Consider the following 11,827-nt stretch of genomic DNA (forward strand, 5'->3'; position numbering starts at 1 on the left):
AAAATCAATGGCAGAGATGAATTTCCGTCCGCTGCACGATCGCGTTGTCGTTCGTCGCGTCGAATCCGAGGAAAAAACCGCAGGCGGCATCATCATCCCCGATACCGCCAAGGAAAAGCCGTCCGAAGGCGAAGTCGTTTCCGTGGGCCCCGGCGCCCGTGACGAAAACGGCAAGGTCCAGCCGCTCGACGTCAAGGCCGGTGACCGCGTTCTGTTCGGTAAATGGTCCGGCACAGAAGTCAAGCTGAATGGCCAGGATCTCCTCATCATGAAGGAATCCGACATCATGGGAATCGTTGGCTAAGCCCACGTCCCCCTCACCCTCATTCTGATTATTGGCAATGGGCGATACGCCCGGGAGTTTGAATAATGTCAGCCAAAGAAGTCAAATTCGGCCGCACCGCGCGGGAGCGCATGCTGAACGGCGTGAACATCCTTGCGGATGCCGTCAAGGTCACGCTCGGCCCGAAAGGCCGCAACGTCGTCATCGACAAGTCGTTCGGCGCGCCGCGCATCACCAAGGACGGCGTCTCGGTCGCCAAGGAAATCGAACTGGAAGACAAGTTCGAGAACATGGGCGCGCAGATGCTGCGCGAGGTCGCCTCGAAGACCAACGACATCGCCGGTGACGGCACCACGACGGCAACCGTCCTGGCACAGTCGATCGTGCAGGAAGGCCACAAGGCCGTTGCCGCCGGCATGAACCCGATGGACCTGAAGCGCGGCATCGATCTCGCCGTTGCGGAAGTTGTCGGCGACCTTCAGAAGAAGGCCACCAAGATCAAGACCTCGGAAGAAGTCGCCCAGGTCGGCACCATCTCGGCCAACGGCGAATCCGAAATCGGCGCAATGATCGCGGAAGCGATGCAAAAGGTCGGCAACGAGGGTGTCATCACCGTCGAGGAAGCCAAGACCGCGGAAACCGAGCTGGAAGTCGTCGAAGGCATGCAGTTCGACCGTGGCTACCTGTCGCCCTACTTCGTGACCAACCCGGAAAAGATGATCGCCGATCTCGAAGATCCGTACATCCTGCTGCACGAGAAGAAACTCTCGAACCTGCAGGCGATGCTCCCGGTTCTCGAAGCCGTGGTACAGTCCTCGCGTCCGCTGCTGATCATCGCCGAAGACGTCGAAGGCGAAGCACTGGCCACCCTCGTGGTCAACAAGCTGCGCGGCGGCCTCAAGATCGCTGCCGTCAAGGCTCCGGGCTTCGGCGACCGCCGCAAGGCCATGCTCGAAGACATCGCCATCCTGACCGGCGGCCAGGTGATCTCCGAAGACATCGGCATCAAGCTCGAAAATGTCACCCTCGACATGCTCGGCACCGCCAAGAAGGTTTCGATCACCAAGGAAGAGACCACCATCGTCGACGGCGCCGGTGAGAAGTCCGACATCGAAGGCCGCGTCTCGCAGATCAAGGCCCAGATCGAGGAAACCTCGTCCGATTACGACCGCGAGAAGCTGCAGGAACGTCTTGCCAAGCTCGCTGGCGGCGTTGCCGTCATCCGCGTCGGCGGTGCGACCGAAGTCGAAGTGAAAGAGAAGAAGGACCGCGTCGACGACGCGCTCAACGCAACCCGCGCTGCCGTCGAAGAAGGCATCGTTCCGGGCGGCGGCACGGCCCTGCTGCTCGCTTCCAAGGCTCTCACCGTCAAGGGCGCCAATCCGGACCAGGAAGCCGGCATCAACATCGTGCGCCGCGCACTGCAGGCTCCGGCCCGTCAGATCGCGACGAACTCGGGCGAGGAAGCCTCCATCGTCGTCGGCAAGATCATGGACCAGAAGTCGAACACCTACGGCTTCAACGCCCAGACCGGCGAATATGGCGACATGATCAAGATGGGCATCGTCGACCCGGTCAAGGTCGTGCGCACCGCCCTGCAGGACGCAGCGTCGATTGCCGGCCTGCTGATCACCACCGAAGCCATGATCGCCGAAATTCCGAAGAAGGAATCCGCCGGCGGCGGCATGCCCGACATGGGCGGCATGGGCGGAATGGGCGGCATGATGTAAGCCACGCGCTTACTCGCCACGCTTGCGAAAGGCCGGGCTTTGTGCCCGGCCTTTTTTATTGCGCATCGCGCTGCGCCGCACCGATTGACAGGACCCCCGCAAATCCATATGTGCAGCGCTCGGTCAGAGGCACCGGCCGCCCGCTAGCGCAAGCTCTGGTGAAGCCTCCCTGGAAATCCCGATCCGACCCAAGCATCGGACCGATGGCAAAGCGGGCCCCATTCAAGACATCCGATGCGCATGGGAGACCTGGGATGACCCGACCTGTTGGCGATCCACGCAACAATTTCCTGACGCAGCCGCTGCCCGGGCTCTACGCCCGCACGGCCGCGCCGATCATCTTCATTATGGCCATGAACGGTCTCCTGACCGTCATCGACGCCTTTTTCCTCGGTACCTATGTCGGTCCCGACGCGCTGACCGCCGTCACGCTGATGTTCCCGGTCTACATGCTGCTCGTGGCGCTGGCGACGCTGGTCGCGGGCGGCATGGCAAGCCTGCTGGCCCGCCTGCTCGGCGCTGCGGAGCACGAGAAGGCGCGCGAGGCCTTTGTCGGCGCGCACGGGCTGTCGCTGGTGGTCTGCATGATCCTGGTCACCGGCTTCTTCGTCGGCGGCAAGGCGATGATCGGCCTTGCCGCCGGCTCGGACGATCTGTCCTTGATGGGATACGACTACATCTCCGTCCTGATTTTCTGCTCGCCGGTGATGTTCTTCCTGTCGGTCAATTCCGACGCGCTGCGCTGCGAAGGACGGATGGGGCTGATGGCCCTGATCGCGCTATCGACGTCGCTGGCGAATATCGGCTTCAACTATGTGCTGATCGCGGTCCTCGACTGGGGCGTTGCCGGCTCGGCCTGGGGAACGGTCTTCGCGCAGGGGTCCGCGCTTCTGGCGGTCGTCGCCTTCCGGCTTGCCGCCGACACGCCGCTGCATCTGCGCCGCATGCCAGGCCGCGGTCTCGTACGGCGCTGGCCCAAATTCCTGGCGCTCGGCGCGCCGCAAAGCCTCACCTTTCTCGGCATTTCGCTCGGCTCGGGCGCGATCATCGCGGCGATCCACCGGTGGGGCGGCGATCACTATGCGGTGACGGTTGCCGCCTACGGCATCATCACGCGCATCCTGACCTTCGTCTATCTGCCGCTGCTCGGCCTGAACATGGCCATGCAGACGATCACGGGCAACAATTTCGGGGCATCGCTTTGGCATCGCTCCGACGCGAGCCTGCGGCTGGCGATAACGATCGGCCTCGTCTACAACGGCGCCGCCCAGGCGATCCTGTTCGCGGCACGGCACCGGATCGGCTTTCTCTTCGTCGAGGACGCGGCGACAGCCGCCGAGGTCGCCCGGATCCTGCCGATCATCACCGTGATGCTGTTCGCCGCCGGCCCGCTCGCGGTCCTCTCGGCCTATTTCCAGGCCATCGGCGAAGCGGGACGCGCGGCGGTCCTGAGCCTGACGCGAACCTATGCCTACGCCCTGCCGCTGACCCTCCTGCTTCCCTTCGCCTTCGGCGAAACCGGGATCTGGATGGCGGGGCCGACGGCCGAGCTGCTGGCGATTGCTACGGCAATCGCGGTTCTCATGCGCGCCCGGTCGACAACCGGCAACCGTTTCGGCGTGTTCAGGCACGCGCCGTGACGGCGCGGCCGGCGATCCGGGCCCTCAGAAGCCCGGTATCGTCAGCCCGAACACGCCGGCCAGCAGCACGAAGTTGAGGCCCAGCACGATCGCCGTGCTCGCCACGGAGACGGCGACGATTTTCCGACTGTTGACGAATTCGCCCATGACGCGGCGGCTCGAGGTGAAGTGGAGCAGCGCGATCATCGGGATCGGCAGGGCGATCGAGAGCACGACCTGGCTCATCACCAGCGTTTCGGTGGCGTTGGTGTTCATCGCCACCACGATGAAGGCGGGCACCATGGTCACGGCGCGGCGCAACCAGATCGGAATGCGGAAATTGACGAAGCCCTGCATGATCATCTGGCCGGCCATGGTGCCTACGACGGAACTGGAGACACCCGACGCGATCAGCGAGACGAGAAAGACCGAGGCCGAAGCCGCGCCAAGCAGCGGCGCCAGCGTGTGGTAGGCGGTCTCGATTTCGGCGACTTCCGAGTGGCCGAGGTGAAAGGCCGCGGCGGCCATGATCACCATCGCCATGTTGACCATGCCGGCGACCGCCAGCGCGATGACGACCTCGCGGTTCGAGAACCGCACCAGCAGGCTGCGTTCGCGGTCGTCTTTCGCGACGGTGCGGTACTGGGTCAGGCCGGAATGCAGGAACACCGCATGCGGCATCACCGTCGCGCCGACGATGCCGACGGCGATCAGCAGAGCGCCCTGGTCGGGCAGGCTCGGCGTCACCAATCCGACGGCCGTGCTGCCCCAGTCGACGGGCGCCAGAAACAGTTCGACCAGATAACAAAGACCTATAATGGCAACCATGGAGCCGATGACCATTTCCATGAAGCGGAAGCCGCGGCCCTCGAACAGGAGAATGCCGTAGGTCACGATCGCGGTGATCGCCATGCCCTCGAGCAGCGGAATGCCGGCGAGCAGCGACAGGCCGATGGCGCCGCCGAGAAATTCGGCGAGATCGGTCGCCATGGCGGCGAGTTCGCTAACGGCCCACATCACCCAGACCAGCGGGCGCGGATAGGTCTCGCGGCACATCTCGGCAAGGTTGCGTCCGGTCACGATCCCGAGCTTGGCCGACATCGACTGGAACAGCATCGCGATCAGATTGGCCAGAAGCACCACCCAAAGCAGCGTATAGCCGTATTTCGCCCCGGCCTGGATGTTGGTGGCGAAATTGCCCGGGTCCATATAGGCGATCGACGCGATTACCGCCGGACCGAAGAAAGGCAATATTGCGCGGACTCCGCTGCGCCGGCCCGCCATCACTTCGCGGATCGCGAATTCGGTCCGCCCCGTCAGGCCTTCCTTCATTGCAATGTCAGCCACTTCGTTCCATCCAAGGTTCAGGATTCAAGATCAATATAGCATATGCTATATTTATTTCCATATGCTAAGTTTGCACTGCAAACAAGGGAGGCCACGTGAAAAAAAATGTCGCCATCAGGCCGCAAGAGCCGGACCTTTCCAATGACCCGGCCCTGCGCACCGAAGCGTTCCAGCAGGCGCGCGAGGCCCGGCGCAGCGAACTGGCCGAGGATTATGTCGAGCTTATCGACGACCTGATTCGCGAAGGCGGCGAGGCGCGCCAGGTCGATATCGCGGCGCGGCTCGGCGTCGCCCAGCCGACGGTTGCGCGCATGCTGCGCAAGCTGGTCGAGGAGGGTCTCGTCCAGCGCAAGGCCTATCGCGGCGTCTTCCTGACGGATAGCGGCCGGGAGCTCGCCCAGGCCTCGCGCGAACGGCATGAAATCGTGGAGCAGTTCCTCGTCGCGATCGGCGTTCCGCCGGAGACGGCGCAGCGCGACGCCGAGGGCATCGAACACCATGTCAGCGAGGAGACACTCGCGGCCTTCCGGCGCTTCACCGAGGCGCAGCGGCGCTAAGCGCAACGCGCTTGCATGCCCTGCCGGAACTTCATCCCCAGCAATCCTCCGCCTGTCACCGTATTTTCACCAAACGGTCAAGAAAGCTACACCGGACTCTCCTAGGCGCTTCCCAACGTCCCGTCGCGGGGCGTCAGTCAAGATTCCGATTCCGGGGTCTCACCACGAGGGAATTCCTATGATCCGCAACATCCTCGCAGCCTCTCTGCTGCTTTCCACCTCCGCAAACGCTTTCGCCGCGACCGACATCACCTGGTGGCACGGCATGAGCGGCCGCAATGGCGAAGTCATCAACGAGATCGCCAAGAAGTTCAACGCATCGCAGGACGCCTGCGCCCTGACCCCGGTCTCCAAGGGCACCTACGAGGAAGCATTGGCCGCGGGCATCGCGGCGTTCCGCTCCGGCGAACAGCCGAACATCCTGCAGGTGTTCGACGCCGGCGCCGCCACGATCATCAACGCGAAGGGCGCAGCCATTGCGGCCGAGGACCTGATCACCCAGGCCGGCTACACGTTCAACCGCGACGACTTCATCGACGGCGTCCGCTACTTCTATGCCGATTCCACCGGCAAGTTCGTTGGCATGCCGTTCAACTCCTCGGCGCCGATCATGTACACCAACACCGGCGCGTTCGAGAAAACCGGCGTTCAGCCGCCGAAAACCTGGGAAGAGTTCGAAGCCGTCGCGCCGAAGCTCAAGGAAGCCGGCTACATCCCGCTCGTCCAGTCGCAGCTGACCTGGGAGTTCACCGAAAACTTCTTCTCGCGCAACAACATCCAGTTCGCGACCAACAACAACGGCTATGACAGCGTCGAGGGCACGAAGATCCTCGTGACCAATCCCGAGCATGTCATGATGTATAAGAAGCTCAAGGAATGGTACGACGAGGGCTATTTCGGCTATTTCGGCGCCGGATGGTCCGACAACCAGAAGCCCTTCGAGGAAAACAAGGTGGCGATGTGGATCGGTTCGTCCGGTTCGTTCGGCGGCCTGCAGAAGACCGCGCAGATGCCTTTCTCGGCAACCTTCCTGCCCTACTGGAACGAGATCAAGGGTGCCGGCACGCACAGCTTCATCGGCGGCGCCGCCCTGTTCGCCATGTCGGGCAGGTCGGATGCCGAAAACAAGTGCACGGCCGACTTCTTCGAGTTCCTGACATCGGCGGAAATCCAGTATTTCTGGCACAAGAGCACCGGCTACGTTCCGATCACCAAGGCCGCCTATGAGCTCGCCAAGAAGGACGGCTACTACGACGAGCAGCCGGTCGCCGAAGTCGGCATCCAGCAGCTTTCGCTGCCGGGCGGCGAATGGGCCAAGGGCTACCGGATGGGCTTCTACCCGCAGATCCGCGAAGTCATGGAACGCGAGTACAACCGCATCTTCTCCGGCGAGACCTCCGTCGAAGACGCGATGAAAACCATCGAGACCGAAGGCAACGCGCTTCTGGCGCGTTTCGCGAAGACCTCCGGCTAAGGGCGTCTTGCGCGACAATTTCGATCCGGGGGCTTCCCGCCCCCGGATTTGCCTTGCCAGGAACCCTTGATGAAACGCACCCAGTTCTCCTCCCCCGTCCTGCCCTATCTGTTCCTGCTGCCGCAGATGACGGTGGTGTTCATCTTCTTCTACTGGCCCTCGGTCCAGGCCATCCAGTCGTCATTCTATCTGGAAGACCCCTTCGGCTTCGGCTCGACCTTCGTCGGGTTGAGCAATTACACCGACGCGCTCGGTTCGGGCGAATATCTCAAGATCGCCTGGTTCACCGCGGTCTTCACGATCGTGGTGACGTTCCTCTCGCTTTCCATCGGGCTGCTTCTGGCCGCCAAGGCCGACGGCGTCATCCGCGGATCGAGCAGCTACAAAACGCTGCTCATCTGCGTCTACGCCATCGCGCCTCCGGTCGCCGGCCTGATCGGCATGATGTTCTTCGACCAGCATATCGGCCCCTTCGTCAAACTGGCGGCCTGGGCCGGCTGGGACATGAAGGTCGGCATCAACTATTACGACACCGCCTTCGCGATGATCGTCGTCTCGGTCTGGAAACAGATCCCCTATAATTTCATTTTCTTCCTGTCGGGCCTGCAGGGCGTCCCCGTATCCATCCGCGAGGCGGCGGCGATCGATTGCCGGTCGCCCGCGCGGCGTTTCCGGACGGTGATGCTGCCGCTTCTGGCGCCGACTGCGTTCTTCCTGCTCGTCATCAACATGACCTACTCGCTGTTCGACACGTTCGGCATCATCGACGTGATCGTGAAGGACAAGGCGGCCAACAACCCGATCACCCTTGTCTACAAGGTCTACATGGACGGCTTTCGCGGCAACGACATCGGCGGGTCCTCGGCCCAGTCCGTCATCCTGATGATCGTCGTCTTCGTCCTCACCGTCTTCCAGTTCCGCTTCATCGAGCGGCGCGTTCACTACAATTGAGGGATGCGACGATGCACAGGACAAAATTTTTCGACCACGTCATCCTGCTTGCCGGCGTCTTCCTGATGATCGCGCCGGTCGTCGTCGCCTTCATGACCTCGACGCACGCGGCCGCCGAAATACACCGCGACGGACTGATGCTCACCTGGGGCGGGCATTTCGACGAGACCTACCGCGAAGTCCTGACGCGGCAGGGTGGTTTCACCGGCAAGGTGACGGGCGCGCGCATGGTGATGAACTCGTTCATTCTCGGCATCGGCTTCGCCGCCGGCAAGATCGTCCTTTCGATGCTCGCCGCCTATGCGATCGTCTATTTCCGCTTCCGTCTGGGCGTCGTGTTCTTCTGGATGATCTTCACCACCCTGCTGCTGCCCCTCGAGGTGCGGATCCTGCCGTCCTACGAGGTCATGACCAAGCTCGGGCTGGTCAACACCTATACCGGCCTGATCGTCCCGCTGCTCGCTTCGGCGACCGGCACATTCTTCTTCCGGCAGTTCTTCAAGTCGGTCCCCGACGAGCTGCTGGAGGCGGCGCGCATCGACGGCGCCGGGCCGTTCAAGTTCTTCATCGATATCCTGATCCCGCTGTCGCGCACCATGATCGCGGCGATCTTCATCATCATGTTCGTCTATGGCTGGAACCAGTATCTCTGGCCCATGCTGATGACCAATGACGAGAGCTTCTACACGCTGGTGCGCGGCATCAAGCAGATCCTGCTCGTTTGGATCGGCAGCCAGATCCCCGACTACAACGAGGCCTTCGCGATGGCGATCCTGGCCATGCTGCCGCCGGTGCTCGTCGTCGTGATCTTCCAGAGCTGGTTCATCAAGGGCCTGACCGAAAGCGACAAGTGAGAACCCAAACATGGCACATGTGACCATCGACCGCGTCAGCAAGGACTACCAGGCCGGCGTACGCGCCGTCGATTCGGTTTCGATCGACATCGCCGACAGCGAATTCATCGTGCTTGTCGGCCCGTCGGGCTGCGGCAAGTCCACGCTGTTGCGCATGGTGGCCGGGCTGGAGACCATCACCGAGGGCGAGATCGGCATCGGCGGACGCGTCATCAACCATGTCGATCCGGCCGACCGCGACATCGCGATGGTGTTCCAGAACTACGCGCTCTACCCGCACATGACCGTGCGCAACAACATGGCCTACGGGCTGAAGAACCGCGGCATGAACAGGGCCGACATCGAAAAGCGCGTCGCCGAGGCCGCCGCCATCCTTCGGCTGCAGGACTATCTGGAACGGCGGCCGCGGCAATTGTCCGGCGGCCAGCGCCAGCGCGTCGCCATGGGCCGCGCGATCGTGCGCGAGCCGGCGGCCTTCCTGTTCGACGAACCGCTGTCCAATCTCGACGCCAAGCTGCGCGTCGACATGCGCGGCGAGATCAAGCAGTTGCAGAAGCGTCTCGGCACGACCTCGATCTACGTCACCCACGACCAGCTCGAGGCGATGACCATGGCCGACCGGATCGTCGTCCTGAATGGCGGGCGCATCGAACAGATCGGCACGCCGCTCGACGTCTACCGCCAGCCGCAATCGGCCTTCGTCGCGAGCTTCATCGGATCGCCGGCGATGAACCTGATCACGGCGCGCGGCGAGAGCGGCAATCTCGTCATCGGCGACCAGACGGTCGTCATGGACGGAGCGATGACGGTGCCGGACGGGCCTGTCACGCTCGGCGTGCGCGCCGAGGACATGAAACCGGCGGACCATGGCGCAACGGCCCATCTGGAGCTTGCGATCGACTATGTCGAGGAACTGGGCGCGGGCCGCCTCGTCCACGGCCATGTCGGCGACGCCAGACTGGCGCTGTCGACGCCGTCCGGCGAACCGCTCTCCGATTTGCTACCGATCGTGTTCGACCGCCAGCGGCTGCACCTGTTCGACACGGCGACCGGCCGGCGGCTTTGACCTCCGCAAAGAAAAACGGCCGGTGAAAGCACCGGCCGCAATCCCTCGTCGAAGGGTCCGGATCAGGGCTTGATATAGGTGTATCCCATCATCTGCAGGCGGCTGAGTTCCGCCACGCCAGAGGGCACGATGTCGTCCTCGAACACCTCGAAGAGATCGTTCTGATAATCGATCTTGCGCCCCTTGAGCGTGTTGTTGCAGACGTTGAACGAGACATTCTGCGTCTTCAGGCTGGTCACGTCCATCTGAAGCTTCTGGTTGGTTTTCGCGTCCTTGAGCAGCCCGACGCCATTGCCGTGCAGGACGACCTTGATCTCCATGTTGTCCTTGCCGACCGCGTTGATGTGGTTCTGGATATTGCGCAGCGCGCCGCGATAGGCCTTGTCGTCCTCGCCGCCATTGTAATTGATATGATAGACGACCTTCTGCTTGCCGTAGCGCTCGTTTGCCGCGGACGTGCTTGTGAACGCACCGGCAAACAGCGCCACCGACGCGATGACGGCAACGAATTTCGCGAACAGTTTCATGAGTATCCTCCTCTGGTCAGCGCCGCGTCCTCCAACGCGGCATCGCCGAAACCTTCACCGGCCAAGGCGCGGAAGACTAGCTGGGCTGACCATCTGGAAGGCCTAGGGTATACCCTTGGATAAGCAGCGACCGGACCGTTTGCGCGTTACGCCGCCAGCGTGCCGCCGGCCTTGCGGACCAGTTCGGCCATGTTGTGCGCCTCGTATTTTCGCATCAAATGACTGCGGTGGAATTCCACCGTCTTCGGGCTGATGCCGAGGTCGCGGGCGATCTCCTTCGTCGTCTTTCCGGCGCCGACGAGCTGGAGGATTTCGCGTTCGCGCGGTGTCAGACGGACATCCGCGCCCTCGTCGGCCGCTTCCCTGTCCTGCGCAACGGGCCGGCCCATGCCGGATTGCCGGGCGCGCCAGTAGATCAGCATGGCGATCGCGATCGGCACGGCGCCGGCGATGACAGCGGCGAAACCGGACACAGCCGAGGACCGGGTGCCGTTGTCGGGCCGCGCCTGATCGACCGTTTCGAGGAGCTTGCGCACGCCCGCGTCGGAGGGAACCGTCGTCCAGCCGCCATAGCGCGCGGCCCGCGCGGCCGGGTGATCGGCATCGAGCGCGAGGAGCGCGATCGCCATCTGCCGGCGTTCCGGCTCTGGCACCGCGGCGGTGGAGGCCAATATCCATTCCGGCACGAGTTCGGTCGAAAGCGCGAGTTCGAAGCCGGGTACGCGCAGCGCGTTCAGGATGCGAAGCTCGTGCGCTTCCACCTTGCCGGCCATAACCGCGGCTTCGAGCATGCCGGTGCGCACGGTGCCGGCGTCGGCCTCGCCGTTCATCACCGCGTCGATGATGCCGTTCTGCGGAAATCCCAGGAACGCGACAGGCTCCAGGTCGCGCCACGGATTGATGCCGCTCCTGAGCAGCGTCGCGGCCGCAATCTCGAATCCGCCGAAGGCGTCGGGGGCGACGGCGGCGAGCCGCCTGCCCTTCAGGTCCGCCAGCGTCGTGACCTCGCGGTTGTCGGCACGCACGAAGATGACGGCGCCGAACCGGTTGCCCGTTTGCGGGCCGCCGGCGCGATCCGTCCTGAGCGCGACCATCGGCGACAGGCGGTTGCCTTCGCTGAGCCGGAAGAGGTGTCCGGGATTGGTGAAGAGATAATCGATCTCGCCGCGCGACAGCGCCGAGCGCACCCCGTCCAGCGACAGCGGAACGACCTTCAGTTCGACGCCGGGCACCGCGGCCTCGATCGCGTCGAAGGTCGGCTGCCAGCGCGCCAGGGCGGCCTGGTCGCCACGATGCGCCAGCACGCCGACGGTGCGCAATGTGCTGTCCGGGCCCGTGTCTTCGGCGGACCAGACCTGCCCGGTCATCGCGAGCAGGATCAAGAGCGCCAGTCTGATCATTCGCGCCATTCCTCCCGCT

At 63.4% G+C, this 11,827-nt stretch carries 11 protein-coding genes; 8 read left to right on the plus strand and 3 right to left on the minus strand.

What is annotated here, in order from left to right; genetic code table 11:
• The first annotated feature begins 7 nt into the window (after positions 1–7).
• From groES to IG169_RS15300, 3 genes are all read left to right on the plus strand, one after another.
• Positions 8–304 carry a co-chaperone GroES gene (groES, locus tag IG169_RS15290; RefSeq protein WP_193177092.1) on the plus strand — a complete coding sequence of 99 codons (297 nt, stop codon included), beginning with the start codon at positions 8–10 and terminating at the stop codon, positions 302–304.
• A 65-nt stretch (positions 305–369) separates the two neighbouring features.
• The gene (groL, locus tag IG169_RS15295) at positions 370–2,013 is read left to right on the plus strand and encodes a chaperonin GroEL (protein ID WP_193177093.1); all 1,644 of its coding nucleotides are present in this window, start codon (positions 370–372) and stop codon (positions 2,011–2,013) included.
• 254 nt (positions 2,014–2,267) lie between these two features.
• Positions 2,268–3,653 (plus strand): MATE family efflux transporter, encoded by a 1,386-nt coding sequence (locus IG169_RS15300; protein ID WP_193177094.1) that lies wholly within the window; start codon positions 2,268–2,270, stop codon positions 3,651–3,653.
• Positions 3,654–3,677: 24 nt separating this feature from the next.
• Here the strand turns inward: IG169_RS15300 and IG169_RS15305 are convergent, their stop codons facing one another.
• Positions 3,678–4,964, minus strand: a complete 1,287-nt coding sequence (locus IG169_RS15305) for an Nramp family divalent metal transporter (RefSeq protein ID WP_193177225.1) — start codon at positions 4,962–4,964, stop codon at positions 3,678–3,680.
• Positions 4,965–5,092: 128 nt separating this feature from the next.
• Between IG169_RS15305 and mntR the strand changes: the two genes are divergently transcribed.
• The 5 genes from mntR (at position 5,093) to ugpC (ending at position 9,881) form a co-directional block, all read left to right on the plus strand.
• Complete coding sequence (gene mntR, locus IG169_RS15310; protein ID WP_193177226.1) at positions 5,093–5,536, plus strand: manganese-binding transcriptional regulator MntR; 444 nt, start codon at positions 5,093–5,095, stop codon at positions 5,534–5,536.
• 178 nt (positions 5,537–5,714) lie between these two features.
• Positions 5,715–7,010 carry an extracellular solute-binding protein gene (locus tag IG169_RS15315; RefSeq protein ID WP_193177095.1) on the plus strand — a complete coding sequence of 432 codons (1,296 nt, stop codon included), beginning with the start codon at positions 5,715–5,717 and terminating at the stop codon, positions 7,008–7,010.
• A gap of 69 nt (positions 7,011–7,079) precedes the next feature.
• A complete protein-coding gene (locus tag IG169_RS15320; protein WP_193177096.1) occupies positions 7,080–7,961 on the plus strand; it encodes an ABC transporter permease subunit in 882 nt (293 codons plus the stop codon).
• Positions 7,962–7,972: 11 nt separating this feature from the next.
• Complete coding sequence (gene ugpE / locus IG169_RS15325; protein ID WP_193177097.1) at positions 7,973–8,815, plus strand: sn-glycerol-3-phosphate ABC transporter permease UgpE; 843 nt, start codon at positions 7,973–7,975, stop codon at positions 8,813–8,815.
• 10 nt (positions 8,816–8,825) lie between these two features.
• Positions 8,826–9,881 (plus strand): sn-glycerol-3-phosphate ABC transporter ATP-binding protein UgpC, encoded by a 1,056-nt coding sequence (gene ugpC, locus IG169_RS15330; protein WP_193177098.1) that lies wholly within the window; start codon positions 8,826–8,828, stop codon positions 9,879–9,881.
• A 62-nt stretch (positions 9,882–9,943) separates the two neighbouring features.
• Here ugpC and IG169_RS15335 read toward each other — a convergent pair whose 3' ends face one another.
• Together IG169_RS15335 and IG169_RS15340 are read right to left on the minus strand one after the other, a co-directional pair.
• A complete protein-coding gene (locus IG169_RS15335) occupies positions 9,944–10,408 on the minus strand; it encodes a DsrE family protein (RefSeq protein WP_193177099.1) in 465 nt (154 codons plus the stop codon).
• A gap of 146 nt (positions 10,409–10,554) precedes the next feature.
• Positions 10,555–11,808, minus strand: coding sequence for a PhnD/SsuA/transferrin family substrate-binding protein (locus IG169_RS15340; protein WP_193177100.1), 1,254 nt, complete (start codon positions 11,806–11,808; stop codon positions 10,555–10,557).
• Positions 11,809–11,827 lie beyond the last annotated feature (19 nt).

Source organism: Oricola nitratireducens (genome assembly GCF_014904745.1).
GTDB classification, from domain to species: Bacteria; Pseudomonadota; Alphaproteobacteria; order Rhizobiales; family Rhizobiaceae; genus Oricola; species Oricola nitratireducens.